General features: G+C 72.2%; 25 protein-coding genes. 9 read left to right on the forward strand and 16 right to left on the reverse strand.

The genetic code is table 11. From position 1 onward, the window contains the following. The first annotated feature begins 76 nt into the window (after positions 1-76). Both AB0P03_RS29880 and AB0P03_RS29885 read left to right on the forward strand, forming a co-directional pair. The gene (locus tag AB0P03_RS29880; RefSeq protein ID WP_363631774.1) at positions 77-907 is read left to right on the forward strand and encodes a class I SAM-dependent methyltransferase; all 831 of its coding nucleotides are present in this window, start codon (positions 77-79) and stop codon (positions 905-907) included. A 455-nt stretch (positions 908-1,362) separates the two neighbouring features. After that, positions 1,363-2,859, forward strand: coding sequence for a SpoIIE family protein phosphatase (locus AB0P03_RS29885; RefSeq protein ID WP_363582366.1), 1,497 nt, complete (start codon positions 1,363-1,365; stop codon positions 2,857-2,859). A gap of 83 nt (positions 2,860-2,942) precedes the next feature. On the opposite strand, the gene AB0P03_RS29890 is transcribed toward AB0P03_RS29885, so the two are convergent. The 7 genes from AB0P03_RS29890 to AB0P03_RS29920 all read right to left on the reverse strand — a co-directional run bounded on the left by AB0P03_RS29890 (position 2,943) and on the right by AB0P03_RS29920 (position 10,099). After that, positions 2,943-3,293, reverse strand: a complete 351-nt coding sequence (locus AB0P03_RS29890) for a DUF2516 family protein (protein ID WP_063348783.1) — start codon at positions 3,291-3,293, stop codon at positions 2,943-2,945. A 122-nt stretch (positions 3,294-3,415) separates the two neighbouring features. Next, positions 3,416-3,970 (reverse strand): hypothetical protein, encoded by a 555-nt coding sequence (locus tag AB0P03_RS29895; RefSeq protein ID WP_363582368.1) that lies wholly within the window; start codon positions 3,968-3,970, stop codon positions 3,416-3,418. Positions 3,971-3,972: 2 nt separating this feature from the next. Continuing rightward, positions 3,973-4,437 (reverse strand): helix-turn-helix transcriptional regulator, encoded by a 465-nt coding sequence (locus AB0P03_RS29900; RefSeq protein ID WP_363582370.1) that lies wholly within the window; start codon positions 4,435-4,437, stop codon positions 3,973-3,975. 69 nt (positions 4,438-4,506) lie between these two features. Continuing rightward, a complete protein-coding gene (locus tag AB0P03_RS29905) occupies positions 4,507-5,622 on the reverse strand; it encodes a MerR family transcriptional regulator (protein ID WP_363631775.1) in 1,116 nt (371 codons plus the stop codon). Between the two features lie 34 nt (positions 5,623-5,656). Then, positions 5,657-6,550, reverse strand: a complete 894-nt coding sequence (locus tag AB0P03_RS29910) for an RNA polymerase sigma-70 factor (protein ID WP_363631776.1) — start codon at positions 6,548-6,550, stop codon at positions 5,657-5,659. 43 nt (positions 6,551-6,593) lie between these two features. Further along, a complete protein-coding gene (locus AB0P03_RS29915) occupies positions 6,594-6,860 on the reverse strand; it encodes a hypothetical protein (RefSeq protein WP_363631777.1) in 267 nt (88 codons plus the stop codon). Continuing rightward, on the reverse strand, positions 6,857-10,099 hold the full coding sequence (locus AB0P03_RS29920) for an SNF2-related protein (RefSeq protein WP_363631779.1): 3,243 nt from the start codon (positions 10,097-10,099) through the stop codon (positions 6,857-6,859). Before AB0P03_RS29920 ends, AB0P03_RS29915 begins: the two co-directional genes overlap by 4 nt. A gap of 182 nt (positions 10,100-10,281) precedes the next feature. On the opposite strand from AB0P03_RS29920, the gene AB0P03_RS29925 reads away from it, so the two are divergent. Next, the gene (locus AB0P03_RS29925; RefSeq protein WP_363582380.1) at positions 10,282-10,890 is read left to right on the forward strand and encodes a YceI family protein; all 609 of its coding nucleotides are present in this window, start codon (positions 10,282-10,284) and stop codon (positions 10,888-10,890) included. Positions 10,891-11,031: 141 nt separating this feature from the next. Here AB0P03_RS29925 and AB0P03_RS29930 read toward each other — a convergent pair whose 3' ends face one another. Then, positions 11,032-11,994, reverse strand: coding sequence for a LysR family transcriptional regulator (locus AB0P03_RS29930; RefSeq protein WP_363582382.1), 963 nt, complete (start codon positions 11,992-11,994; stop codon positions 11,032-11,034). Between the two features lie 112 nt (positions 11,995-12,106). Here AB0P03_RS29930 and AB0P03_RS29935 point away from each other — a divergent pair, with 112 nt between their 5' ends. Together AB0P03_RS29935 and AB0P03_RS29940 are read left to right on the forward strand one after the other, a co-directional pair. Continuing rightward, positions 12,107-13,387: an MFS transporter gene (locus AB0P03_RS29935; protein ID WP_363631781.1), complete on the forward strand. Its 1,281-nt coding sequence runs from the start codon at positions 12,107-12,109 to the stop codon at positions 13,385-13,387. A gap of 10 nt (positions 13,388-13,397) precedes the next feature. Beyond that, positions 13,398-13,877: a macro domain-containing protein gene (locus AB0P03_RS29940; protein ID WP_363631783.1), complete on the forward strand. Its 480-nt coding sequence runs from the start codon at positions 13,398-13,400 to the stop codon at positions 13,875-13,877. Here AB0P03_RS29940 and AB0P03_RS29945 read toward each other — a convergent pair. Beyond that, positions 13,862-14,434 carry a GNAT family N-acetyltransferase gene (locus tag AB0P03_RS29945; protein ID WP_363631785.1) on the reverse strand — a complete coding sequence of 191 codons (573 nt, stop codon included), beginning with the start codon at positions 14,432-14,434 and terminating at the stop codon, positions 13,862-13,864. The two genes, AB0P03_RS29940 and AB0P03_RS29945, sit on opposite strands and share 16 nt — an antisense overlap. 194 nt (positions 14,435-14,628) lie before the next feature. Here AB0P03_RS29945 and AB0P03_RS29950 point away from each other — a divergent pair, with 194 nt between their 5' ends. Continuing rightward, positions 14,629-15,405 (forward strand): TetR family transcriptional regulator, encoded by a 777-nt coding sequence (locus AB0P03_RS29950; protein WP_363582390.1) that lies wholly within the window; start codon positions 14,629-14,631, stop codon positions 15,403-15,405. Between the two features lie 75 nt (positions 15,406-15,480). On the opposite strand, the gene AB0P03_RS29955 is transcribed toward AB0P03_RS29950, so the two are convergent. The 3 genes from AB0P03_RS29955 to AB0P03_RS29965 form a co-directional block, all read right to left on the reverse strand. Then, the gene (locus tag AB0P03_RS29955) at positions 15,481-16,761 is read right to left on the reverse strand and encodes a GNAT family N-acetyltransferase (RefSeq protein ID WP_363631787.1); all 1,281 of its coding nucleotides are present in this window, start codon (positions 16,759-16,761) and stop codon (positions 15,481-15,483) included. A 40-nt stretch (positions 16,762-16,801) separates the two neighbouring features. Then, positions 16,802-17,323 (reverse strand): GNAT family N-acetyltransferase, encoded by a 522-nt coding sequence (locus AB0P03_RS29960; RefSeq protein ID WP_363631788.1) that lies wholly within the window; start codon positions 17,321-17,323, stop codon positions 16,802-16,804. Between the two features lie 302 nt (positions 17,324-17,625). Next, on the reverse strand, positions 17,626-18,228 hold the full coding sequence (locus tag AB0P03_RS29965; RefSeq protein ID WP_363631789.1) for a DUF6000 family protein: 603 nt from the start codon (positions 18,226-18,228) through the stop codon (positions 17,626-17,628). Between the two features lie 124 nt (positions 18,229-18,352). Here AB0P03_RS29965 and AB0P03_RS29970 point away from each other — a divergent pair, with 124 nt between their 5' ends. From AB0P03_RS29970 to AB0P03_RS29980, 3 genes are all read left to right on the forward strand, one after another. Continuing rightward, the gene (locus tag AB0P03_RS29970; protein ID WP_363631790.1) at positions 18,353-18,610 is read left to right on the forward strand and encodes a DUF6221 family protein; all 258 of its coding nucleotides are present in this window, start codon (positions 18,353-18,355) and stop codon (positions 18,608-18,610) included. Between the two features lie 82 nt (positions 18,611-18,692). Then, positions 18,693-19,220, forward strand: coding sequence for an SMI1/KNR4 family protein (locus AB0P03_RS29975; RefSeq protein ID WP_363631792.1), 528 nt, complete (start codon positions 18,693-18,695; stop codon positions 19,218-19,220). Between the two features lie 61 nt (positions 19,221-19,281). Further along, positions 19,282-19,677 (forward strand): contact-dependent growth inhibition system immunity protein, encoded by a 396-nt coding sequence (locus AB0P03_RS29980; RefSeq protein ID WP_363631794.1) that lies wholly within the window; start codon positions 19,282-19,284, stop codon positions 19,675-19,677. Positions 19,678-19,735: 58 nt separating this feature from the next. Here AB0P03_RS29980 and AB0P03_RS29985 read toward each other — a convergent pair whose 3' ends face one another. The 4 genes from AB0P03_RS29985 to AB0P03_RS30000 are packed head-to-tail and all read right to left on the reverse strand — an operon-like array spanning position 19,736 to position 26,557. Then, the gene (locus tag AB0P03_RS29985) at positions 19,736-22,702 is read right to left on the reverse strand and encodes a TniQ family protein (protein WP_363631796.1); all 2,967 of its coding nucleotides are present in this window, start codon (positions 22,700-22,702) and stop codon (positions 19,736-19,738) included. Next, positions 22,699-23,763, reverse strand: coding sequence for a TniB family NTP-binding protein (locus AB0P03_RS29990; protein WP_363631798.1), 1,065 nt, complete (start codon positions 23,761-23,763; stop codon positions 22,699-22,701). The genes AB0P03_RS29985 and AB0P03_RS29990 overlap by 4 nt, the downstream gene beginning before the upstream one ends. Next, entirely contained in the window at positions 23,760-25,787 is a 2,028-nt protein-coding gene (locus AB0P03_RS29995; RefSeq protein ID WP_363631800.1) for an integrase, read from the reverse strand. Before AB0P03_RS29995 ends, AB0P03_RS29990 begins: the two co-directional genes overlap by 4 nt. Then, positions 25,784-26,557, reverse strand: coding sequence for a TnsA-like heteromeric transposase endonuclease subunit (locus tag AB0P03_RS30000; RefSeq protein WP_363631803.1), 774 nt, complete (start codon positions 26,555-26,557; stop codon positions 25,784-25,786). Before AB0P03_RS30000 ends, AB0P03_RS29995 begins: the two co-directional genes overlap by 4 nt. Between the last annotated feature and the right edge of the window lie 127 nt (positions 26,558-26,684).

Raw genomic sequence — 26,684 nt, forward strand, 5'->3', positions numbered from 1 at the left:
TGCCGGACGAGATGTCGGACGGGGTGACGTCCCAGGTCACAGCGGTGCCGACGCGGACCCGACTACCCTTCCAGGCATGGCTGCCTCCTTCGACTCCGCGACCGCACCCACCCGTGGGCGGACCGGACGGCCGGTGGGGACGGTCACCCGGGGCACCACCAACACCAATCGGCTGCGGCGGATGGACCGCTGGATCGCCCACACCCTCGGCCGCACGCTGCGCGCCGGTGGCCGCCCGCCGGTGGCGGTCGACCTCGGCTACGGCGCCGCGCCGTGGACGGCCGTCGAACTGGCCGGGCGGCTGCGCACGGTGCGCCCGGACGTCCGGGTGGTCGGGATCGAGATCGAGCCGGAGCGGGTCACGGCCGCGCTGCCGTACGCCGAACCGCCACTGCTCACCTTCCGGCGCGGCGGCTTCGAGGTTCCGCTGGACGGCGGCGCGCCGGCCCAGCTGATCCGGGCCGCCAACGTGCTGCGGCAGTACGACGAGTCGGCGGTGGCCGGGGTCTGGGAGCGGCTCTGCGCCCGGCTGGCTCCGGACGGGCTGCTGGTGGAGGGCACCTGCGACGAGATCGGACGGCGGCACGTCTGGGTCGCGCTCGGCCCGGAGGGGCCCCGGACGGTGACCTTCGCGGCCCGGCTGAGCGGCCTCGGCCAGCCCTCCGACCTGGCCGAACGGCTGCCGAAGGCGCTGATCCACCACAACGTGCCGGGCCGACCGGTGCACGCCTTCCTGGCCGACTTCGACCGGGCCTGGGCGGCGGCCGCGCCGTACGGGGCGTTCGGGGCGCGGCAGCGCTGGGTGGCGGCCTGCACGGCGCTGGCGGGCGACTGGCCGCTGGTGGACGCGCGCGGGCGGTGGCGGCAGGGCGAGGTCACGGTGCCCTGGAGCGCGCTCGCACCGTAGTGGGTCGCGCGGCCGGAGCCGCCGGCCAGGCACGGACCGGGGCCGGTGCGGGTGAGCGACTCGCCGCATTCACTCGAACGAGTTATCGAATACCACTGGCGTGTTGACGCCCCATCACGTCACGATGGACGCCGCCGGACGACCCGCCCGTGCGCCGTCGCCGCCCGGTGCCACGGCGTCCACCTGCGGCCCCCGACGTCACCCTCGACCAGGGTGATCCGCGTCACCCTCGCCCGTCCCCCTTCCTTCCCCGCCGACGCGGGGATCCCAGCCGTCGTCCGAGTCAGATCACCGCACCGCCACCGGCGTGGCAAAAACCACAACGGCGCCGGTCGGCCAGAGAAATCCCCGGAGATCACGTTATGGTCGCGAGAAGTTCCCCGGCGCACGGTGCCAGGCGGGCACTGCGGACGGGCGCTGACCGTTACGCACTCGGGGAAAGGGAGGAACCACCGATGCCCGCAACGGGAGACGGGCGGGCACCTGGTGCCACGAGCCTGTCGGGCGCCCAGGCCGGCGCCCCCGTTGACCATGCCCGCAACCGCCCGGCCCTGACCGGCCCGACGCCGGCCGGCCCGGTGACGGCCGCTCCCCCGATACCGCACCCCCGGCACCAGACCGGACACACCTCGGCCCCCGCCGACGCCCCCGCCGCGGTGGCCGCCAGCAGCACCGCTCCGCTCAAACTGCTGGTGATCGAGGACGACGCCTCCGACGCCCAGCTGATCAAGGCGGCGGTCGCCGACAGCGGCACCTCGATCGAGATCCACTGGGCCCGCGGGCTGGAACAGGCCACCGAACTGCTCGCCGTGTCCCCGTCCGGCACCCGGCGCGGGCGCTCCCGCGGCAGCGAGTTCAGCTGCGTGCTGCTCGACCTCGCCGCCCCCGCCGACCTGCCGCACCCGTCCGACGACTCCGACGGCCTCGAAGGCCTGCACGAACTGCTCCGCCGCGCCCCGCACACCGCGGTCGTGGTGCTCACCGACGCGGCCGGCGCCGAACTGGGCGCGGCCGCCGTCGCCGCGGGCGCCCAGGACTTCCTGATCAAGCACGCGACGGACGGCCCGCTGCTGGGCCGCGCCCTGCGCTACGCCGTCGAGCGCAAGCGCGCCGACGAGTCGCAGCGCCGCCTCGTCGAGGCCGAACTGCGCGGCCAGGAGAACGCCCGGCTCCAACGCCACCTGCTGCCCACCCCGCTGCTCGACGGCGCGGGCCTCTCCTTCACCCGGCGCTACCGCCCGGGCCGCCGCCGCGCCCTGCTCGGCGGCGACTTCTACGACGCCGTCCGCACCGACGACGGCACCGTCCACGTCGTGATCGGCGACGTCTGCGGCCACGGCCCGGACGAGGCCGCGCTCGGCGTCGCCCTCCGGATAGCGTGGCGCACCCTCGTCTTCGCGGGCCTCACCGGCGAGGCCCTGCTGACCACCCTCCAGCACGTGCTGGAACACGAGCGGCGCAGCGACGAGATCTTCGCGACGCTCTGCATGCTCGTCATCGAGCCGGGCGGCGCCAGCGGCGGCCTCGACTCGCTCGGCGCCGGCGAGCCTGCCCGGCTCTACCTCGCCGGGCACCCGGCGCCGCTGCTGCTCGGCCGCGACCACCAGCCGGTCACCCTGCCCGCCGACCTCGCCGGTCCGGCGCTCGGCCTGCTGCCGTGCCACGACGGGCAGGCCGCGTGGCCCGCCCACCAGCTCGAACTCCAGCCCGGCTGGCGGTTGTTGCTCTACACCGACGGGCTGATCGAGGGCCGGGTCGGGGCCGGCTCCCGCCGTCTCGGCCAGGACGGCCTGGCCGACCTCATCGGCGACCACCAGTCCGCCGGGCTCACCCGGGGCCGGCTCGTCGACAGCGCCATCGCCGAGGTCGAGGAGTTGAACGGCGGCGCGCTGACGGACGACGTCGCGGTGCTGCTGCTGGAACGCAACCCGGTGCAGCTGATCCTCGGCTGAGCCGGCTGGATACGGCGAGGCCCGGGCGGGTGAACTCCCCGCCCGGGCCTCGCCGTTGCCTGGTCGTCGCCCGATCGCGCGGCCTACCAGGGGCCGTACGGACCGGTGTTGCTGCGGCCGCCACGGCCGCCACCACCGGTCAGCTCCCGGATCGCCGGACGCACGTCCACCATGTAGACGATCGACGCGACCAGCCCGGCGAGCGTCCCGATGCCGGTGAAGAAGTTCACCCCGAACAGCAGGTCCCAGCCGAAGGCGATCGCCAGGATCGCCAGCCAGAACGGCTTGGTCTTCTTGTCCGCCGCCCGGTAGGCGTCCTCACGGCGGGTGACCGCGTCGCCCAGGGCGAACAGCTTGAAGCCCAGGATGGCGACGGACAGCCACCAGATCGGGTTCAGATAGGCCAAGTCCAGAATCTGGGCCACTCCGCCCATCACGCTCTCCTCTGTCTCTCGCCTCCGGCGCTCCGGCCACCGCCCATCCTGGCACGGTCGACCGTCCGCTCTCCTGTCAACGTTCTGCGGTCACCGGATGTGCCCGTCCGGCGGCCCTACCCTCACTCCGCGCGGTCGGTGGCCTTCCGGGCGCGGGCGGCCTTCTTCGGGGCGGGCCGGGCGTCGGCGGCCGGGGTGTCAGTGTCGGTGTCGTCCTCGACCAGCTCGGCCTCGACCGGCTCGGACGCCCGGGCGAGCTCCGATTCCCCGGCCGGCTGCCCCGGCTCGGCGGGCGCGCCCGGGCGGGCCCGATCCACCACGACCTTGCCGCGCTCGGCCAGCTCGTCGTACGTCTCCTTGGCTTTCACCGCCAGCTCGACCGCGCGGCCGACCTGCTGGAGGGCGAAGCCCTGCGCCCGCTCCTGGAGGGTCCGCAGGTCGACGGGGAGCGTCGTGACGGTCTCGGTGACCTTGGCCTGCGCCTCGGCCAGCTTCGTCTGCGCCTCCTGGAACCGGGCGGTGGCCTTCTCCTGCGCGCCCTTGCGGTCCGCGGTGAGCGCCTCCACCCGGCCCGGCACCTCGCGCAGCTTCTCGTACGCGAGATCCCCGGCGCCGGCGATGGCGTACAGCGGGGTCGGGTCGCTCAGGGTCTTCTTGATCTCGTCGGTGATCGGCATGCTTACCGGTCCTCCCGGTGGATGTTCTGGGTGGCTGAGCCGTCGGTCGTCGGGCCGGAGGCTGGTGGAACGCCGGTGCCGGTGCCGGCCGCGGGCGACCGCTCGGCCACCGCGCCCCGCTGGACGGCGTTCTCCTTCAGGAAGGCGTCGTAGACCGCGAGCAACGCCTGCTTCTGCTGCTCGTTGACCAGCGGATCGGCCAGGATCGAGGCCCGCAGCTCCAGGCCCTCACCACGCCGCTCCTCCAGGATCCCGGCCTGGACGTACAGCGTCTCCGCCGAGATCCGCAGCGCCTTCGCGATCTGCTGCAGGATCTCCGCGCTCGGCTTGCGCAACCCGCGCTCGATCTGGCTGAGGTACGGGTTCGACACGCCTGCGGCCTCCGCCAGCTGGCGCAGTGAGTACTGCGCGTTCCGGCGCTGCTCGCGGATGTACTCGCCCAGCGAGCCGACGTTCAGTGAGGCCATGCCAGCAGACTGCAACATCCTGCTTGCAGATGCAAGCAGGATGTTAACAACAGCAAACGGCGGGCGGGCTCAGCCGAGGTCGGGGACGCGGACCGGCATCAGGAGCGAGAAGGTGCCCTCCCGGCCCGGCGTGCGGATCGCCAAGGGGGCGATCGGGCCGCCGAGTTCGAGCACCAGTTGCTCGGGCCGGCCGACCCGCAGGGCGTCCAGCAGGAAGTCGCGGTTGACCGCCACCCTCAGGTCTCCGGACGCGGATTCGGGGCCGGGCTCGGCACCGGCCACCGCCAGGCGGCCGTCCGCCGTGAGGGTGAGGACGGTGACCGCGCAGTCCGCGCCGTTCGGGCCGGAGGGCAGGGTGCGGGTGGCGCCGGTCTCGACGGCGCCGCGCAGTTCGGCGGCGGACAGGTCGATCCGGTGCTCCGGTTCGAGCCGGGTCAGCACCCGGTGGTCGGGGTAGTCGAAGTCCAGGGCGGCGCCCTCGATCCGGTGGCCGCCGGTCTCGGCCCGGACCAGGCCGCCGCCGAGGGTCACCGCGACCTCGGCCGCGCCCGCGCCCGCGCCGAGCAGCGCGCGCAGGGCGTCGACCAGGGCGGTGGGGACGATCGTGCCGCCGTCCGGCCGGGCGGGCGCCGTGGTGGCGGGCACCTCGGCGAGCGCCATCCGGTAGCGGTCGGTGGCGACCAGGCGCAGCACCGGGCCGTCCGGTTCGAACAGCACCCCGGCGAGCGCCGGGGTTCCGGGGTCGCCGCCGACGGCGAAGCGGACCGCGTCCAGTGCGGCGGCCAGTTCCTCGGCGGGGACGGTGAAGCGGACTTCGGCGGGGGTGGTGCTCATCGGTTGCTCCCTCTGGTCGATCATCACGCGGATCAGGGAGAGCTCGCGGCGGGCGTCGGCGAGGCCGTCCTCCAGCCGGCGCAGGTGCGCGTCGAGCACCCGCGCGGCCTCGCCGGAGCCGGGCGCCGCGCCGAGCACGGCGCGGATGCCGGCCAGCGGCAGGCCGACCCGGCGCAGCCGGGCCAGCAGGCGGGCGTCGGCGAGTTGCCCGGGCCGGTACCAGCGGTAGCCCGTCTGCGGGTCGACCCAGGCGGGGGTGAGCACCTCGGCGCCGTCGTAGTAGCGCAGGGTGCCGACGCCCAGACCGCTGGCGCGGGCCAGCTCGCCGATGCTGTGCAGCTCGCTCTCCATGCCGGTGACTCTGCGGGCTCGACCAGGTCGAGGGTCAAGCCCGGCCGGTGAGGTGGGCGAGCTTCGACGGGTTGCGGACGATGCGCAGCTCGGCGATCCGGGGCCGACCGTCGGGCCCCTCGACGAAGTCGAACACCGAGACGGCGTCGATCGCGCCGTCCTGGGTGACCAGCAGCCCGGGCTGGCCGTTGACCAGGACCGGCCGGAGCTCGACGCCCTCGCCCAGCTGGCCGAGCACCCCGAGCAGGAAGCGGGCGACGTTGCCGGCGCCGGTGACCGGGCGCAGCGCGGCGCGGACCACGCCGCCGCCGTCGGTCCAGGAGGTGACGTCGGGGGCGAGCAGGTCCAGCATCCGGTTGAGGTCGCCGCCGACGCAGGCCGCGAGGAACTCGTCGGTGGCGCGGCGGCGCAGCTCCGGCGGGGCGTCGTAGCGCGGCCGGCGGGCCCGGACGTGCGCCTTGGCCCGGCTGCCGACCTGCCGGCAGGCGGCCTCGGTGCGCTCCAGCGCCTCGGCGATCTCCCGGTAGGAGAAGCCGAAGGCCTCGTTGAGGACGAAGACGGCCCGCTCCAGCGGGGACAGGCTCTCCAGCACCACCAGCAGGGCGAACGAGACCGTCTCGGCACGCTCGACGTCGGCGGTCGCGTCCGGCTCGGCGACCAGCGGCTCGGGCAGCCAGGGGCCGACGTAGGCCTCGCGGCGGACGGCGGCCGAGTCGAGCCGGTTGAGCGCGAGGTTGGTGACCGTCCGGGCCAGGTAGCCACCCGGGTTGGCGACCGGGCCGGTGACCCCGCTCCAGCGCAGCCAGGTGTCCTGGACCAGGTCCTCGGCGTCGGCGACGCTGCCGAGCATCCGGTAGGCGATACCGAAGATCATCCGGCGGTGCCGCTCGAAGTCGTCGAGGGCGGGGTCGGTGAGAGTGTCGGTCACCGCTCCGACGCTACCGCACGGGCCGTGGCGAGCCGAGGCCTCGTCAGCCGCGGAACGTCTCGTACGCGGGGGCGAGCAGGGTGGCGAGGTCGCGGCCGCGCACGGTGACGCCGGAGCGGCCGAGACGGCGCAGCGAGGGCTCGTCGGGCTCCTCCTCGGGCCCGGGCGGGGCCGGGCGCAGGGTGAAGCCGCCGCCCCAGTAGGCGGCGACGTTCACGGCGGGGGCGTTCACGGCGGGGGCGTCCCCGGGTTGGGCGTTCCCGGCGGGGGTGTTTCCGGGTGGGACGGGGGCGGGGTGGTCGGGTGTCATGCGTCCTCCTCGGCGACGGCGTCCTCACGGGTGAGCGCGACCAGTTCACGCAGCGCCTCGACCGGCAGGTCGGTGAGCCAGCGCTCCCCCTCCCCCACCACCGCTGCGGCCAACGAGCGCTTGGCGGCGAGGAGTTCGTCGATCCGCTCCTCGACGGTGCCGACGCAGACCAGTCGCCGGACCTGGACGTCCCGGCGCTGGCCGATCCGGAACGCGCGGTCTGTGGCCTGCTCCTCGACCGCCGGGTTCCACCAGCGGTCCAGGTGGATCACCTGGTTGGCGGCGGTCAGGTTGAGGCCGGTGCCGCCGGCCCGCAGCGAGAGCAGGAACACCCTTGGCCCGTCCGGGGACTGGAAGCGCTCGACCATCTCCTCGCGGCGGGCCCGGGGGACGCCGCCGTGCAGGTAGAGCACTTCCTCCCCGAGCCGGCGGGCCAGGTACGGGCGGAGCATCGTGCCGAACTCGGCGTACTGGGTGAAGACCAGCGTCCGGTCGCCCTCGGCCAGCGCCTCCTCCAGCAGCTCCGCCAGCCGGGCCACCTTGCCCGAGCGATCGCCCAACGCCGAGCCGTCGTGCAGCAGTTGGGCCGGGTGGTTGCACACCTGCTTGAGCTTGCCGATCGCGGCCAGCACGGTGCCGCGCCGCTCCACGCCCCGGATCCCCTCGACCCGCTGCAGCAGGTCGGCCACCACGGCCTGGTAGAGGCCCGCCTGCTCGGCGGTGAGGCTGCACCAGACGGTCATCTCCTGCTTGGCCGGCAGCTCGGCGGCCACCGCCGGGTCGGACTTGAGCCGGCGCAGCACGAACGGGGCGGTACGGCGCTGGAGTTCGGCGGTGCGCTCGGGGCTGCGGTGCAGTTCGACCGGGATCGCGTAGCGCTCCTTGAAGCGCTCGGCCGGGCCGAGCAGCCCGGGATTGGCGAAGTCCAGGACGGCGTGCAGTTCGGCGAGCCGGTTCTCCACCGGGGTGCCGGTCAGGGCGATCCGGTGGCGGGTGACGGGCAGCGCGCGGACGGCCCGGGACTGTGCGGTGCCGGCGTTCTTGACGTACTGCGCCTCGTCGGCGACCACCCGGCGCCAGCGGATCGCCCGCAGCGCGGCGAGGTCGCGCTGGACCAGCCCGTAGGTGGTGATGACGAGGTCCACACCCCGTACGGCTTCGGCGAGTCGGTCGGCGCCGAGGCGGCCGGAGCCGTGGTGGACGTGGCGCCGCAGCGCGGGGGCGAAGCGCTCGGCCTCGCGCTGCCAGTTGCCGACCAGGGACATCGGGCAGACCAGCAGGGTGGGGCCGACCGCCCCCTCGGCCTGCTCGGTGGCCAGCAGGGCGAGGGTCTGGACGGTCTTGCCGAGGCCCATGTCGTCGGCCAGCACGGCCCCGAGGCCGAGCCCGGCCATCGCCCGCAGCCAGGCCAGGCCGCGCTCCTGGTAGGGGCGCAGGGTGGCCCGGAAGTCGGGCGGCAGCACGGGGGCGGGGGCCGGGGCGGCGCGCCCGGCCAGCAGGTCGCCGAGCGGGCCGTCCGCGCGGACGGCGGTGACGGACAGCCCGGCGACGGTCGCCTCCGGATCGAGGGCCAGCCGCAGCAGGTCGGCGGTGGCCAGCACGCCGTCGCGCCGGTCGGCGAGGAAGGCGAGCGCGGCGGCGATCTGCTCCGGGTCGGCCTCCAGCCAGGTGCCGCGGACCCGGACCAACCCCTGCTTGGCGGCGGCGAGTTCGGCCAGTTCCTGCTCGGTCAGCGGCGCCCCCTCCGGGCCGAGCGCGGCCTGCCAGCGGAAGGCGACCACGGCGTCCCGGTCCACCTGGGAGGCGACGGCGAGCGAGCCCGGCGCTGGCGGGGTGGTGGCCCGCAGGGCGAGCCCGAGCCTGGGCCGGCGGCGCCACCAGGCGGGCAGCAGCACGCCGAAGCCGCCCTCGGCGAGGGCGGGCGCGGCGGTGCGCAGGAAGTCCAGCGCGCCGGCCCGGTCGAGCGGCAGGGCGGCCGGGCGGGAGCGGTGCCGCAGGCCGTCCAGGGCCGGCCAGCGGTGGGCGGCGCGGGCGAGCTCGGTGACCAGGACGTCGGCCGGGTCCGGCGCCTTGCGGGCCAGCGCGGCGTGGGCGGCGCCGCCTTCGTGCAGGTCGGCGGCGCGGACCAGCAGGGAGGGCTCGTCGACGGCCTGGAGCAGGAACTCCAGTTGCCAGGCGTCGTCGGAGGGCCGGCCCTCGGGGTCGTCCGGGTCGGGACCGAGCGGCTCCAGCAGGCGGAAGCAGAGCCGGAGCGCGGGCGCGGTGGGCTCGGCGGCGGCGTACCAGGCGGCGAGCCGGCGGCGCAGTTCGGCGAAGCCCTCGGACTGGACGTTCGCGAGGCCGCCGTCCGGGGTGGTCAGGGCGTGCAGCCAGCGTTCGGCGGCGGCCCCCACCGCGGCGGTCCCCATCGCAGCGGCCGTCGGGGCGTCGGCTCCCAGCGCGGCGGCCGTCGGGGCGGGCGCCGGAGCGCCACCGGTTCGGGCGTCGCCGGTCCGGGCACCGCCCGGGCCCAACGGGGGCGTGCCGGCCAGGGCGGCCCGGGCCTCGGCGTCCACCAGCGCGCCCAGCGCGGCGTCCAGCAGGACCTCGCCGGTGCCGGCGGCGCCGGCCGGCCACTCCCCCAGCAGGACGGGCGGGCAGCCGTCCGCCAGTGCGGCGGCCTCCCGGCGGCCCGCCGGGGTGGGGTCGGGCCGCCAACGGGCCTGCGGACGGCCGTCCGCCAGGACGGGCAGCGGCAGCACCCGGCCCCGGCCGACCGTTCGCCAGGCGAGGTCGTGCACGCCGGTCAGCCAGCGCAGCGAGGGGCCCTGGACGACCTCTACGCGCCCGGTACCGGGCAGATCGGTGCTGGTGACGGCCCAGTGCGGGTCGAAGACCTCGCCGAGCAGTTGGGCGGCCGCCCCGGTGTCGAAGAGCAGCGCGGGGACGCGCCAGGGCGCCAGGACCGCCGCGCCCCGGACCGGGGTGACCGGCAGGTCCGGCGAGGGCGCGGGCAGGGCGCCGGTGGTGGGCAGCAGCAGGGTGGCCCAGCGCTCGGGGGCCTGGCCGGCGAGCCAGCCGAGGCCGGGCCCGATGCCGCCGAGGACGGCGGCGAGTTCGCCGGCCGGGCAGGCGTAGGGGTGGGCGCGCGGGGCCGCCCGGCCGGGGCGGGGCTCGGCGGCGCCCGGATGGGCGCGGGCGTCCTCGGCCCACAGGGCCAGCCGTCCGCCCGCCCGCCAGAGCGCGTGCAGGACGAACATGCGGGAGGCCTTCCGGTCGGCGGAACCGTCCTTCGCAGCCTAACCGGGCGGTCCGACAGTGCCGCTCCGCCAAGTCTTTCGCGAAACGCCGAGGGCTGTGGTTGAAATTTGAACGAAAGCGGCCTACGCTGAAACCAACAAGTTGAAGCCTAAACAAATGGCTTCGGACCCGAGGAGGAGCCATGGGCCTGTTCAACCGCACCAAGACCGCCACCCCCACCGCCGTCGCCGAGACCCCGACCGGCCCGGACCTCGCCCACCTGACCGGCGACTGGACCATCGACACCACGCACAGCGAGGTCGCCTTCTCGGTGCGCCACGCCATGGTGACGAACGTCAAGGGCCGCTTCACCGAGTACGACGGCAAGCTGCACCTGGACGGCAGCACCCCGGGCAACTCCTCCGCCGACCTGGTGATCAAGGTCGCCAGCATCGACACCAACCAGGCCCAGCGCGACGAGCACCTGCGCACCGGCGACTTCTTCGCCGCCGACACCTACCCGGAGATCCGCTTCCGCAGCACCTCGGCCGAACGGCTGCGCGGCGACACGTACCGGATGAGCGGCGAGCTGACCATCAAGGACACCACCCGCCCGGTGGTCCTGGACCTGGAGTACACCGGCAGCGCCACCGACGCCTACGGCGCCGAGCGGGTCGGCTTCGAGGGCAGCGCCGTCCTCGACCGCACCGAGTTCGGCCTGACCTACAACGCGGCCCTGGAGACCGGCGGCGTGCTGATCAGCGAGAAGGTCAAGCTCAGCTTCGACATCTCCGCCGTCAAGGCGGCCTGACCCGGCCGTCCACGACTGCCACCCGGGCCGCCGGACCCGCCGCGCGGTCCGGTCCGCCCACCCGCCGCCCCTGCCGACCCCCGATGGCAGGGGCGGTGTCGCGTCCCAGAGTTTCCGGCGGCCCGTCCCGACGGCCCGGTCTCACCCGAGCAGCGCCGCGTCCGCCACCGGCAGCCAGCTGCCCGCCGGCCGGCGCAGCCAGCCCTCGGCCGCACCGAGCCCGGCGGCCGCGGCGCCCAGTGCGGCCAGCCCCGGGTGGCGCTCGCCGGGCCGGTGCACCAGGCTGACCAGGCTCAGCGGCACCGGCTCCACCAGCGGCACGTTCACCACCCCCGGAATCCTCGGCCCGCCGACGGTGGTCAGCATCGGATCGCCGTGCCGGGCCAGGTAGCGGGCCGTCTCGTCCACGCCCACCGGCGGCACGTACGGCGCGGCCGGCGTCAGGCCGTGCTCGCGCAGCAGGCGGACGCCGAGATCGGCCCACTCGGTGGTGGCCGGGTTGCCGGCGCAGACGTCGACGGGATGCCCGGTCAGCTCGGCGACCCGCAGCACCGGACGGCCGGCCAGCGGGTGGGTGTCCGCCATCATCACCGAGATCCGCTCCAACCGGACCGGCCGCTGGGCGAGTTGGTCGCGCAGCGGGGCGGGCAGTCCGGCGAACCGGCCGAAGGACACGTCCAGCCGGTGGGCCAGCAGTTCGGCGGCGGCCGCGGCGAGGCCGCCGTGGAAGCGGGCCAGCAGTTCGCCCTCCGGCCAGGCGGCGCGGGCGCGTTCGAGCACCCGGTCGGCGGTGAGGTCCGGGCCGGTGACGTCGCTGTTGAGGTCCAGCAGCAGCGGCCGGGCCGCGGCGCCCGCCAGGATCTCGTCGTGCAGGGCGAGGAGCCGACGCGCCCGGGGCAACAACCGCTGCCCGGCCGGGGTGAGTTCGACGCTGCGGGTGGTGCGGGTGAACAGCGCGTCGCCGAGCAGCCCTTCCAAGGTCCGGATGTCCCGGCTGAGCGCCTGCTGGGCGACGTGCAGCCGCCCGGCGGCCCGGCCGAAGTGCAGGCTCTCGGCGGTCGCGACGAAGCCGCGGAGCAGTCGGGGGTGCAGGTCACGGGGCATGGGCGGCAGATTAACAACAACCTGCTGTGAATGCGACGGAACAGGTGTTGGACCGCCGCCGGGCACCGACGGGAGGCTGATGGGCACCCCCCTCACTCTCCCCAGGAGCCCGATGCCCTCGCGCGCCCTCCTCACCTCCTACCGGCGGCTGTTCGCGGCCCCCGGCGCAGCCGCCTTCACCCTCGCCGGGCTGCTCGGCCGGCTCGCGTTGTCGATGAACGGCGTCTCGCTGGTCGTGCTGCTCGCCGAACGGCGCGGCTCCTACGCGCTGGCCGGCACCGTCTCGGCGGCCGGGCTGATCACCGGCGCGATCGGGATGCCGCTGCTCGGTCGGCTGGTGGACCGGTACGGGCAGGCGCGGGTGACCGTACCGGCCGCGCTCTACAACGCCGCCCCGCTCGCCGCCCTGTTGCTCTGCCTCCGGCTCGGCGCACCCGACTGGACGCTCTACGCCTGCTGGGCGGCCGGCGCGGCCGCGCCCAACCTCGGCGGCATGGCCCGGGCCCGCTGGGCACACCTGTACCGGGCCGACCCGGCCGCCCGGCACCTGGCCAACTCCCTCGAACAGGCCCTGGACGAACTCTGCTTCATGGCCGGGCCCGTCCTCGCCATGACGCTCTGCACGGCGGTCGCCCCGGAGGCCGGACTGCTCGCCGCCGGGGCGCTCGGCACCACCGGCGCCCTCCTGTTCGCGGCCCAGCGGCGCACCGAACCACCGTTGCCCGCCCGCTCGGAGGGCGACCGCCACGGCTCGCCGCTGCGGGTGCCCGGGCTGCGGGTGCTGCTGCTCGCCTTCCTCGCCACCGGCGTCGTCTTCGGCTCGACCGAGATCACCACCGTCGCGTACGCCGACGCGCTCGGGCACAAGGCGGCGGCGGGCGCGCTGCTGGCCCTGGTCGCGGGCGGATCCTGCCTGGCCGGGCTGCTGTTCGGACTGCTGACGCCGCGTCGGGCGACCGGGGTGCGCTTCCTGTCCGGGGCCGCGGCGATGGCCGGGGTGCTGCTGCTGCCGCTCGCCGCCGGACTGGGCGGGGCCGGGCTCGGCCTGCTCGGGATCGCGCTGTTCGCGGCCGGCACGGCCACCGCGCCGACCATGGTGACCGGCATGACGCTGGTCCAGGAGCTGCTGCCGGGGCGGCAGTTCAACGAGGGGATGGCGGTCGCGGTGTCCGGCATCGTGGTCGGCATCTCGGGCGGCGCGGCGCTCGCCGGCGCGGTCGCCGAGCACGCCGCCCCCGGCACCGGCTACGCGCTGCCGGCCTGCGCCGCCGCGCTCGCCCTGCTGATCGCCCTGGCCGGGCGGCGGCACCTGCGCGCCGGCGGGGTCGGGGCGGCACCCGCCGCCGGGGCCCCTGCGGAAAATGCCGAGCGGACTGTCAGAGCCTCGGTCTAGCGTTCGAGGCATGGCGGAAATCACCTATGTCCGGGGCGATGCCACCGCGCCGCAGGGCAAGGGCGTGAAGGTGATCGCGCACGTCTGCAACGACCTCGGCGGCTGGGGCAAGGGCTTCGTGCTCGCGCTGTCCGGACGCTGGCCCGAGCCCGAGGCCGCGTTCCGGCGCTGGCACCGGGAGCGGGCGGGGAACGACTTCGGGCTCGGCGCCCTGCAGTTGGTGCAGGTCGAGCCGTACGTCTGGGTGGCCAACCTGGTCGGCCAGCGCGGCATCCGGACGGGGCGCTCCACCGGGGTGCCGGTCCGGTACGAGGCGATCGACACCGCGCTGGCCGCGCTGGGCGACCACGCGCGGGAACTCGGCGCCTCCGTCCACATGCCGCGGATCGGCTGCGGGCTGGCCGGCGGGCGCTGGGAGCGGGTCGAACCGCTGGTGTCCGCGCGGCTGGTGGAGCGAGGGGTGCCGGTGACGGTCTACGACGTCGGCTGAGCCGGCGCCGCCTGCGCTGACACCGCCTGCGCCGCGAGGCTCTCGGCGGACCAGCTGTACACGCACTCGGGCAGCACGTACCCGCCCGGGAACACACCCTCCTGCACCCGCGTCCGCACGCCGCCCTCGCGCTCGTAGAAGGCGATCGCGCGGACGTTGTCGCGCAGCACCTCCAGGTACAGCCCGGCCCCGGGGTGCCGTTCGGCGACGTGGGCGCGGGCCGCGGCGAACAGCGCGCGGCCGACGCCGCCGCCGGTCCGCCCGGGACGGACGTGCAGGTTGTCGACCAGTACCCGGCCGTCCGGCTGCGGGACGAGGTAGATGAACCCGACCGCCTCCCCGGCCTGTTCGGCGATCAGCAGTTCGGGCTCGGCGGCCGGATCGCCGTAGTCGACGGTCAGCCGCAGCTCCCACAGCTCGCGCCGCTGGACGGGCAGCCCGTCGCCGAGTGCGTCCGCGGGGACGATCCCGCGGTAGGCGGTGCTCCAGCTGTGGGCGTGCAGGTCGGCGACGGCCGCGGCGTCCTGCGCTCCGCCGCGCCGGATGGTGGTCTGCACGGGACTGATCATGTGACGAGCCTCCCACAGATTAGAGTTGAACATGTTCAAGCGAAACCTCTACAGTGCTCACATCATTTTGAACGCGTTCGAAATGGCGGGGGTGGTGGATGTGGCACCGAGCACGGAGGGGACGCCCGGTGCCGCGTCCACCGACACGGGTCGGAGCTTCGTCTCCGGTTAGGCTCGTGCCCGTGGACGACCTGGCAGCGACGAACCGAACGGACGGCACGAGCGGTGCGGCCGACAGCGGGCCCATGCCCGGCGGCCGGGCGCAGCCGAAGACCGACAAGAGCGAGCAGACCCGGGCACTGATCCTGGAGACCGCGATGCGGCTCTTCCAGGAGCGCGGCTACGAGAAGACCACCATGCGCGCGATCGCCACCGAGGCGGGCGTCTCGGTCGGCAATGCTTACTACTATTTCTCGGCGAAGGAATTCCTGATTCAAGGGTTCTATGACCGAATGACGTACGACCATGCGGCGGATGCCAGGAACCGCATGGCCCATACGCGGAACTTTGCCGAGCGCCTGGAAATCGCGCTGACCTCCTGGCTCGACACGGCCGCGCCGTACCACGAGTTCGCCGCGCAGTTCTTCCGCACGGCCGCCGACCCCACCAGCTCGCTGAGCCCGTTCTCCAACGAGTCCCACCCGGCGCGAGCGACCGCCGTGGAACTGTTCCGCGACGTGTTGCAGGGATCGGAGCTGGCCCCCAAGCTGGACGCCGAGCTGGGCGAGCTGCTGCCCGACGTGCTCTGGCTGCACCTGATGGTCGTGGTGCTCTACTGGGTCTTCGACCGGACCGAGGACACCGAGCGGACGCGGGAATTCGTCCGCCGGTCCACTCCCATGGCGGCCCGGGTGATCAACCTCTCGCGTTATCGGGTGTTCCGCCCGATCGTCCGCGATGCCAAGGGCCTCATTCAGGACTTCATCCTGCCCACCATCGGGAAAACCGCCGTCAAGTAACCCGCCCGAGGGCAGCTCGGACGCGTCGAGGGCCGGACCGCAGCGGTGCGATCCGGCCCTCGGCGTGGCGGTCGCTCAGAAGCCGTCCGGGTTCCAGGGCTGCAGCGGCGTGCGCAGCAGCAGGTCGGCGGCGGCCGCCGCGCCGGGGCGCAGTTCGGTGAGCAGGCCGGCCGCGAGCAGCCGGGGCGCCGTCTCGCCGCCCAGGTAGAGCGACGCCAGCTCGGAGGCGTCCAGGGCGAGGTCGGCGTCGTCCGTGGTCCGGGTGCAGCGGCCGGTGCCGTCCGCGGCGACCTCGATCGCCCAGCGGCCGGAGGCGTAGCCGAGCCGGTCCTCGACCTCCAGGACCACCCGGCCGGGCGCGCCGTACGTCCGGGCGTCGAACGCGGCCGCCACGTCCAGCACCCGCAGCCAGGTGAAGTCGGCGTTGTCCACGTACGGGGTGGCGGCGCGCGGGTCCTGGAGCAGCAGCGGCAGCGGGTCGTCCGGGCCGATGTTCTCCGCGACGACCTTGTGCACCCAGTCGACGGAGAGGACGAAGCGCCACAGTTCGGCGGCGGTCGCCCGGTCGAGGGCGAGGAAGTCGGCCACGGTCAGGGTGCAGTTCGGGTAGCTGCCGTCCCAGGTGTCGTCGACCCGGTAGGCCACCAGGCCGGTGACCGTACCGTCGGCGTCCCGGTGGACGGCCGCGAACGGCTCCTTGAACTCGTTCCCCGGCACCTTGAGTTCGCCGGTGTTCCGCTTCCACCACAGCTCGTCGCGGGCGATCGCGCCCGGCTGGGTGCGCCGCCAGCGCTCGTGCAGGTCGGGGCCCAGCTCGCGGGCCTGCGCCATGGTCACGAAGTCGATCCGCCCGCCGGGCACGGTGGGCAGGCCGTCGCGCAGACCGCGGGTGCGGTGCAGGTCGATGTTCCAGCCGTGGCCGCGGGTGGCCGGGCCGAAGCCGTAGCGGCCGTAGATGTTGTACTCGGCGGCGATCAGGATGGCGACCGCCGAACCCCGCTCGGCGGCGGCCGCGAGGTCGCGGCGCATCAACGTGCCGAGCAGGCCGCGGCGGCGGTGGGTGGTGCTGACCGTCACGGCGGTGACGGCGTCGGCCCGGACGGTGGCCCCGCCCGGGACGGTCAGCTCGACGTCGAAGCTGCGGAAGGTGGCGATGCAGCGGTCGCCGTCGAAGCCGGCCAGCATCCGGCCCGGCTCCCACTGCAGGCGGCGGAAGTCGGCCGTGCTCTCCGCGTGCGAACGCAGGAAGCCCAGAGCGAGCGCCCGGTCCCACGCGGCCACCTCGCTCTCGGCGATCGCGCGGATCTGGAGGCCGTTCACGATGTCGACGGCCCCGTCATCGGTTGTGTTGCCCATCGGGCCACCGTACGGGCGCCGCTTTCGGGCGGCATCCCATTTATTCCGTGCCCGATGCGTGGTGCTCCCCCGGCACCACCACCCAGTGGTTGCAGTGCAGGACTCGGTCGGCGAAGTCGACGTCCAGCTCGCCGAGCAGCCGGAAGCCGAGCGCCCGGCAGATCCCGTTGGACGGGCCGTTGGCCGTCGCCGGGAAGGCGTGCACCGGGCCCCACCGGCCGTCCCGGGCGGCCGCGTCCAGCAGCTCCCGGACGGCCGCCTTGGCGAGGCCGCGCCCCTGGAACTCGGGCAGCACCATCCAGCCGATCTCGGCCACGGCGGCGCCGTCCTCCTCGTGCGACCAGAGCGTGACGGAGCCGGCCACCACCTCCGGCCCGGCGCCGTCCGGGACGATCACCTTGATCCACGAACGGTCCTCGGCGACCTCCACGACGTCCTTGCGCAGCCGCTCCCGCACCCGCTCCTCCGACAGCGGCCCGCCCAGCTGGGCCATCATCACCGCGTCGCACCGCATCCGGACGTACGCCCCGACGTCCCCCGCCTCGACGTCCCGCAGCCTCATCGCGTCTCCTCCCGAGTGATCGACGCGGCCACGCTAGCGCCCGCCGCCGACAGCCCCGACGCGAGCCGGACGCGCACATCGGGCCCTGCGGGCGGGCGCGGAATGTAGGTTCCACTCGTGATCTTCATTCGGCTTCGGCATGAGCTGGGCTGTCGTCGCTCTTCCCAGTGATCTTGCGCGGGTTTTGACCCATCTTCTTTGCGCTTTCCTCGCTGGCGGGGTGGGCGGTCCGTCTCTGCGTACTCGTTGAAGTGCCCAGGCAGGTACGGGATTGCCGGGAGCTGCCGTGGATCTTGCGACGTCTACGTGGGCGGGTCCGCCAGTGCGCACAGCTCATCGATGAACCGACTCGGCGGCGAGGGCTTGAACTGGGCGTCGTTCCACTGGTGCCACAGGCCTCCGGGGGCGAGGAAGCGGCTAGCGTGTTCGGTTCCCGCCTGACTGTCGATGTGGAGGAGCGCGCTGATGGCCCAGTGCTGGTCGTACTGGCAGTCAGGCTGCTGGAGATAGCGATCCAGGTAGGCCACCAGGTGCAGGGAATCTTCCTCCGTGCAGAAGCGTGCGAGAGCGAAGCAGTAGCCCTGGCCGGAGAAGCACAGCTGGCTGGCGAGAAGCAGGTCACCCAGCACGTCTCGGAAGTGCTGACGGCGGTCCACGCCGATCAGCCAGGCAGCGGTGAGGCGTGAGCGCCACTCGCTCTCCAGGAGGATTTCGAGTTCCTCATCGGTGATCGCCTGGGCAGCTGAGCGCAGTGACTGGAGGAAGGGTGTGCGCTCACCCTCGTCGTCACGGGTGAAGTTGCCGTGAAGGAGGTGGAGGTAGCGCCCGGTGTCGTTGGTCGTGGGCTTGACGTAGCGCTCGATGACATCGAGCAGTTCGGGGTCCGAGGAACGAGGAAAGCGCATGTCGGCATCTTCCCGTTCTCCATTGGTCTGCGGCCAACTGATTCTGAGAGCTCGGGGTGGGAGCCGTGAGCTCACGGACAGAGCTCTTCCCCCCGCATCGCCGTAGCTGGGCGATGATCTCTTCATGGATGACCTCCTGAAATTCCTTCACGCCCGCTACGAGGCGGACAACCATGCCTATGCCGAGGTGGCCTACCGCTTCGGGGCTAACGCCTTGCTTGACAGCCACCTGCCGATGCTCGACCTCGTCGACATGCTGGCCCGGGACTACGAGGCAATGGATCCGTCCGATGCGCGCTACGCCGGCCTCGGTCATGCCGTGCGTGTGCTCGCGCAGTCGTACGCCGAGCACCCCAGCTACCGGGAGGAGTGGCGACCCTAGAACCTGGTCCGATGGATGGCGGCGTCTCGTCCGTCCGGGGTGAGCCGACGTTGATGACACTGGTAGTCGCTAGCCTCTCCGCGTGACTCAGACCAGTGATCGACAGCTCCCTGCCGCACTCGCCGCCGCACTGTCGGTCCCGTTCGACTACGACGACGGCAAAGCGATCGACTTCGAGCCCTTCCCGACATTCCTGTCCGCTGAGGACACCACCGACTGGCTCCGGGCCTGGACCGGCAACACGGAGTTGAGTGGTGACGACTTCCGCGTGTTCGGCCAAGACGGCACGGGTGGATACGCGACGTTCTGGCTGATCCGCCCAGGCCGCCCACTCATCGACCAGCCCATCGTCTTCCTCGGCTCCGAAGGCGAGACCGCCGTACTGGCACGCGACCTGGGCGACTTTCTGTGGCTGCTCGCTGGCGGCTTCGGCCCCTGGGAGGCGGCCACCACGTACGAGCCCGACTGGAGCCCACATCCCAACCGGCAACTGGCGGCCGTCGCGGAGCGATTCGCCCCCGGTCGGCAGCAGCCGGCCACCGTTGTCATCGAGCAGGCGACCCGGGAGTTCCCCAATTTCGACGACACCATCATGGAGCTGTGCCGCTGACTCCGACAGGCACTCTGCAATCTCGGAGCGCGTTTGAGATCTGCCGTGGGACGATCCTTCGGTGACTCGACTCGTGAACCGTGATCGCTCCCTTGAGGAGCTTGAGCATGGTCGTTGGCCAGCCCCGTCAGGCGATGTCACCCGCCTTGTGGCGACGATGCACGCGCTCCGGCGAAAGGCAATCGGCGAGCTGACCGTCGAGGACCTGCGACTGCTGATCAGGCAGGACGTGGGCGTTACCCATGTCCTGCCGGTAGCGTTGGAGGTGCTCCGGGACGACCCGATGGCGGAGGGCGACATGTATGAGGGCGATCTGCTGGCCGCCGTACTCTCCATGAACCCGGAGGTCTGGAGCGAGTCGCCCGAACTCGGGCGTGCTCTCCACCTGATCGTCTCGGAGCTGCGTGGTCTCACGCCGTCGTTGAGGCGAGATGTAGAGCGTTTCCTGGCTCTGTAGGTCGGCGGCAGCCCGCTGCAGGTGTCGGGTGTGTCGACCGCGGTCGTCACGCTGCACCTCATCGCTTTCCTTGTCGTCGGGGTGGGTGTGCTGCCAGGCGAGCGGTCTCGTAGATGGCGGCGTCTCGTCCAGCCGGGGTGAGTTGGTAGTAGGTGCGGCGGCGTCCGGGTCCCCGGATGGGTGAGGCTCTGGAGCGCCAGGAGTCGTCGTCCTCGATTCGGCTGGTGATCCAGCCGGCGGTTCGGAGTCGGTGCAGTTGCTCGTAGGTGCTACTGGCGTCGCGTTGGAGGCGGGTGATTAGGAGGGCGCCGTAGCACTGTTCGTCACCGTGGGTCATGAGGTCGTTGAGCAGGTCGAGCAAGGCGGTGGTGATCCGGAGTCGGGCAACGGGGATCTCCGTGAAGGGGCTGATCGGGCGGCGGGGGCGGGGGAATTGCTGGCGAGCTGCTGCCGCTTGGTGCTCGGGGAGCTTGGAGAGATCGTCGTTGGGGATGGACTTGGCCATCAGACTGCGGATGTGATTCTTCGCCAGGTAATTCAGGAGACGGCGCCCGCGTTCGGTCGGCTTCTGTGCTGTGGCCGGGGTGGCTCGGTGGAAGAGTGTCGCGCCAATGTCTTGTTCGAGGCGCTGGAACTGGACAACCAGGGTTTCTGGCTTGATGCCGAGGTGTGCGGCGGCGGCCTTGAGAGTGGGGAAGGCCATGGCGATCTGGAACCGGTGCAGCCGTTGCCAGCCCTGCAGGCTTCCTTCGACGGCGGCTCGGATGTCCGCGGCGAGTCGGCCATCGAGCCGGTTGATCATCTGTGGTGAGCTATGGACCCCTGAGGGCCTGGGGGCGATCGCGAACCGGTGCAGCGCGAGGTTGACGGTCATCTGGCTGATGCCGAGCTCCTCGGCGATCACGCCAGTCGACTTGCGCTGCCTCTCGTACTGGTCACGCAGCCAGACGGCATCGTTCACGAGATGGGGTTTGCCCTTGTTGAGCGTAATTCCGTTGGTGCGAGCGGCCTTGGCGAGAAGGTGACGGCTGTAGCCGGTCTCGGCAGCCAGGTCATTGAGGTTCCGACGGCCCTGGACGTATTCGCGTTCGAAGAAGTCCCGGGTGGCGACCTGTGCCATCTCCTGCTGGCGCTGCCACGTCCTGGGCAGTGCGGTGGGGCGCCAGTCTCGTTCAGGCCGGTCGAGGTGATCGAGGGCGAACCGGACATGTTCGAAGTTGACGCCCAGCGCCTGGGCTGCTTCGCGGACGCTTCGTCGCTCATCGACCACGATCCGGCGGATTGTGTCGGTGTCCAGGGAGGCGGGGTCCGTGCCGGGCAGGACAAGGCCGTCGGCGAGTTCAGCGGGCGGCGACCAGGTGACCGGCTCGTCGATGCCCAGGTCAGCGAGGATCGTCTCGGCATGTCCGGCGAGTGCGGCCCGCAGGGGCGAGGCCATCCTGGTGGTGAAGGTCATGTAATTCCCCCGGTCGCCAGGGCTGGTGAAGGACAGGTGGTGTCCGCCGTCACCGAGGTCCGCGCCGGTCAGCAGTTGCAGCAGGTGACGCTGGACGTGGCGGAGGCGACCGCGACTTGTCCGGCCTTTGCCGGGGGTGTCTCCCGGGTGGGAGCCGATCTCAAGTGCCAGGTCGCGCCATCTCGGCCAGGTGATGAGCGGGTGGGTGGGGACCTGGACGCGTCGTCGCTGGTAGTCGATGGGCGAGTCAGTGGTGTCGAGGTAGGTGGCGATGCGGCAGAACAGCGTCAGGACATGCAGGAGCGTCGGGGCAGGCAGGTCACCGAATCCCTGCAAGAGGACGGAGAGGTGGGCTGGGGTGACGCGGTCGTTGAACCGGTTGGTGAGTGCGCGGTAGGTGCGTTCCGATGTCCCGGGGCCGAGGAGACAGGTGGCTGCGGTGGCGCGGAACAGATCGGTATGGAAGCCGGCAACAGGCAGAAGGCGCCCGGCCCAGTCCGGCCAGATCAGGTGGGGAATGAACCGTCCGCGATCTGCCGCAGCCTGGCCGGCGGGAAGTGCTGCCTGTGGGGTGGGGGACTTGAACCGCAGTCGGTCCATCGCGGCCAGATCGGGGTCGATCGCCCGGAGGAAGCGGCTGGGGAAGGGCCCCGTCATGGCCTGCCAGCGGTACCAACTCAGCCCGGTCGGCATGGTTCCCGTGCGCGTGGATCGGCTGGTCGGGAGGTTGCGAATGGCTGTGACAGCGGCATCGTCGTCGGGGCCAAGGACAGTCCGGCTCAGGTCGAGGACACTCGCGATCAGGGCGGCGTCCATCCGCGGCAAGCGCCCGTTGACCACAGTCACCTCCGTCGGCGCACGGCCGGAGGCCAAGTCGGCAGCCCGCCCCTGCCAGTCGACCCCTTCGTGTGTCATCAGCCAGTAAGCCACGATGGGAAGGTTCCCCAGGGTGGCGGCGGCATCCTGATCGTCACGGTCGGCGGCTTCGCGCAGCCCGTCGAGCCAAGTCTGGGCGGCAAGGACAGCAGGGTGCGCAGGCGTTGTCGGCAGGGACGTGAGGTCAGTGCCGCAATGGGGGGCATAGCGGAGGCGCTGGTAGGAGCAGGCGCCCGGCGGAGGCACCGTGACGCCGCCAGGGAGAAAGGCCCTCGGGGTCTTCGTGCAGACCGGGCAGTTGTCGAGCAGCAGCAGTCGGTGCCGGCGGCAGGCAACAGCCCAGTTCGATCGCCAGACCAGCAGCCAGCGCCCGCCGTTCTCGCCCAGACAGCGCGGGCAGAACCGCGTACCTCCGCCGACGAGGGTCATCCCCATTGACTGACCCGCGAGTTGAGCCGGTAGCAGTGTTCCGCTCGGCAGGCCCGCCACGTGTTCCATCCGCCGCCAAGTCTCCTCTGGGGTGACCTTGATCAAGCGGTGGACCGAGCGGGCCCGCTCGGACAGTCCGAACGCCGGCAGCAGTTGGCTTGCGGAGAGCCGGTGCCGGCGAGCCAGTGCTTCGATCCACGAGTCGATACTCTCGCCCTCGACCGGTGCTGTCCGCAGCGGCAGCGTGGGCCAGTCGCCGGTCACCGGCTGGCCCCTTCCTTCTTCCGTCCCCGGCGCTTGGTCTCGGCAGCGCGGCGCGGCCGGGAACGCTCCGCCGCCTCGTCGATCCGAATGGTCTGCAGCAGATCCCAGGTCAGCGCTTCGGTCCCGTTCTTGATGGCCTTGAAGCAGCCGCGAGTGACGAGGGTGATCAACGAGCCGATGTGCCCGCCGGTCCGCTCGAACAGGTACTCGTCCAGAGCGACCAGCCGGCCCGGCCGGGCCTTGGCCAGGACGAGCTGCTTCTCGATCGCCTTGATCAGCACGGTCCAGCTGTCGTCCCGCTCGAACGGGACGACTTCCAGACGGGTCCAGCGGGCGGCGGTCTGGGCAAGGGCAGTGGACTCGCCGGCCAAGCCCTCGTCGAAGAACCTGCGCTCGCTCAGGCCGACGCCCGCGTAGATGAACGTGACGGGCAACTCGTTGGCCAGCCATTTCAGGTGGTTGCTGACCGCCAGGCCGTCGCGGCTGTTCTGGTTGATGAAGTGGACGTCGTCGATGATCCCGACGCTGGTCTCGCACTTGAGGACGCAGTCCAGTGCGAAGGTGGCGAGTTGGGCGGCGGTGCCGTTAGTGGCTCCGGGGTGGCCGTAGAACTCGCAGATCATCTTGTTCAGGGTCCTGAGCGTGGTGTTCGACGTCAGGCCGACCCGGAAGACCGGGATCCGCTCGCCGCCGTCCTCGGTGGTGTCCCCGCCCAACTGCCGGGCCGTGCGGTCGAAGTCGCGGGCGAACAGGTTGACCATCGTGGTCTTGCCCAGACCGGGGAAGCCGTCGATCACGGCCGCCCCGCGGACTCGGTCGCTGTCCTGCCGGTTGGAGGCGACGATCAGGTCCAGTTCCTCGCGGACCTGCACGAGTTGCGGTGTGGCGATCGTGCCGAAGTTCGCGTGCCAGTCGTGCCGGGTCTCGTCGAAGCGGGCGCGGTCCACCGGCGCCATGCGCGCCAGCGCGGCCGCCGCCAGCCGATCCGGTCGGATCCGGGCGGGCGTGTCGGTGAAACGGCGCCAGCCCTGCTTGCGCGACAAGCTGTAGGCGGTGGTCACTCCAGCACCTCCAGCGCATCGTCGTAGTAACCCTCGGTGTCGTCGAACAGCTCGTCCTCGCTGTCGTCGTCACCGACAAGCTGCGGACCGGCCTGTGCGGGCAGTACTGCCGGGTCGCCGTCCTGGGGACTGGAGGGCAACGGGATGCCAGAGCGCTCTGCGGACAAGCGGGCGGCCATCCGCCGCTCACGGCGGTCCATCACTTGGCCGCTTTCCCAGCGCTGCAGCACCTGCTTGAGCGCAGCCACCGGGTCGGCGAAGCGGTCCTTCTGCGCGGCCAACGCGCGGGCGTACTGGGCAGCCTCGGCCGAGAACGCGGTGCCCAACATGGGTGCGTGCTCCCAATCCAGTTGGTGCCAGGATCCGTCGGCCGGCTCCTGGAAGTAGACCGAGCGCACGTCCTCGTCGTTCACGCGGATCGGCCACTTGCCGGCCTGGATCCCGCCGTAGGGGCTGGTCTGGTTGCGGTGCCCGTCCAGGGCGGTTCCGTTGTAGAGCAGCCCGTTCACTTCGACGCCGTAGTGCTGGACCGTTCGCCAGGCCACCCGGTGGAACTCCAGGGCCAGTTCGGGCCGGGCGGGCAACCGAAGCCGCCCCGCTTTTCCGACGCCGAGGGTGAACATCTCGTTCGGCGACAGCGGCAGGCCCGGCCATTCCGGGATGGTGAGCCCGTCATGCTTGTCGGTGTGGTGGACAGTGATGATCCAGTCGCGGATCACGTCCTCCAACTCGTGCAGGAACAGGAACGCCTTCCCTTCCAGTCCGATCCCCCGGCTGTGCAGGTCGGGCCCCTTGTAGGCGGGCAGGTGCTGGATCAGCCCCTCACGCAGGGTCTTGAAGAACCGCTCGACGGTGGGTTTGTCGGTCGGCTTCTTCGGCTGGGCGGGCTGGATGGAGATGCCCAAGCGCGCGCAGACTCCGATGACGTGCGCCGACAGGAACGCCTTCCCGTGGTCGACGACCAGCGTCTCCGGCAGGCACCACGATTCCTCGGCCTCGTGCTCGGTGAACACCAGCCGCTGTGGGACTCCGTGTGGAGAGCCCAGGGCGGCTCGGCCGCCGCTGCGGCCGGTGATCGCCTCGAACAGCACCCCGGCGACATCGACCGCCTTGGTGGACACCGGCGTGACCCTCAGCCCCAGAATTTGCCGGTCGAAGAGATCCTGAGCGACCGTCAACTGAGCGCGAAGCCAGCGGCAGGTCACCGGCTCCATCGCGAACATGTCCAGGTCCTGGGTGTCCAGGATCAGGTACTCGCCCGGTCGGGTCGCTCGCAGCCGGCCGTATGTCCCCTGGGGCCGGGACGCGATCGACCTGCGTCCCTTCGCCGAACCGGACACGGCGTTGCGGCCCTTGGTCAGTTCCTCCAGGCGTCGGTAGGCCGTGGTCTTCGGCGGAATCCCAACGACTCCTTCTCCGTGTTCGCGCTCCAAGCGCTCCGCAGCCCGCATCAGGACCGCGCTTCGGGTCGGCGTCGATGCGTCCACTCCGGCCGCCAGCTCCGCCAGCACCGCGGCATCCCAGCGCGGGTCGACCGATCGGCGGTGCCCGACCCGCTTGCGGTCGTCCACCAACGCGGCCTCGCCGCAGGCCCGATAGGCGGACGTCCAGTTCTCCACGGTCCGGACCGAGACCTTCAGCTCAGCGGCCTTCGCGGCGTACTTCTCCTTCAGAGCAACCCCGGGGGCGAACTGCGGACGCGGCTCACCCGTCCGTGCCGACTCCGCATGGCCGGAGGTGAAGCCGGTCAGCACCTCGCGGACGTGCCCCGCGCGAGCCGCCACCTTCTCCTGTTCGGCTGCCGACAAGCCGGCCAGCACCAGCCCCGGGTCATCGCCCTCTGCTGGCCCCGCTCCCAAGCCACGGGCCCGCGACGCGAGCTCGGCCAGGTTCAGGCTGCGGTAGGCGCCGTCGCCGAGCGTCCGCACCATCACCGATCGGCCGTCGAACTCGACTACCTCGACCGGGTCGCCGTCTACCAGCAGCGTCGCCCCAATCACGACCGTCACCGTGTGTCCGTTCACGCCGCCACCCCCAGCCGAACATGGGTCGCGCCACCGAGCGGACGGGACAGGTCCGCCAGCAGCCGACCGGACCACAGCAAATGCAGAATCGCCGGCCGGATGACGGCCGCCTCCCCCATCTCGGGCAACGACCGCTCAAGGTGCGCGATCAAAACCGACTCGCCCACGGCATCCAGAACCGCCTCTGCCAGATCCGGGTCGATCATCGCGTCGCGGCGATAGCCAGCCAGGAATCGCACGTTCTCCAGCAGCACCCGGTCTGCCGAAGACCACACCTCGAAGTCCCAGCCCCGAGCGTGGACCAAGCGCTCGGTCCACGCGAACTGCCTGGCCACCTTCGGATCGTCAAGGCGATGCGCGGCCTTCACATCCACCACGGCCACTGAGCCGTCCGCACGGCCAAGCAGCAGGTCCGGAACATGCCGACGCATGCGGCTGCCGTCGAACCACTGCAGCCAGAACGGCTGGGCCGCGATCGATACGACCTTCGGATCATGGTCGGCGAGCAGGATCCGAGCCAGCTCCAGCCGGCTCTCGTAGACCACGTGCCCGCCCGTAGTTGCGGACCAGTACCACCCTGAGTAGCACTGCCGCCCTGCGAACCAGCGCATCTCCCGTACTGGTAGACCCGCCAGCACGTCATCGACCGACACCCGATCCAACGAGGTGTCCACGAAGGCGCCAGTCCCGCTGCGGTAGCGCACCGTCACATCAGGGGCCGAAGGCACAGAGGCATCTTCGGCGATTAGAACATCAGACCAGTCAGTCATGGCGCGACCATCTCCCTCCCGCCGAGCCTGGACAGGGTGAATCAGCTTCAGATCACCCGTGATGGTGAAGAATCAGGGAATCGGTAGGCGCCGCCGTCGAACTGCCTACTCACGGCCCCACTGATCT

Source organism: Kitasatospora sp. NPDC088779, assembly GCF_040685395.1.
Classification (GTDB): domain Bacteria; phylum Actinomycetota; class Actinomycetes; order Streptomycetales; family Streptomycetaceae; genus Kitasatospora.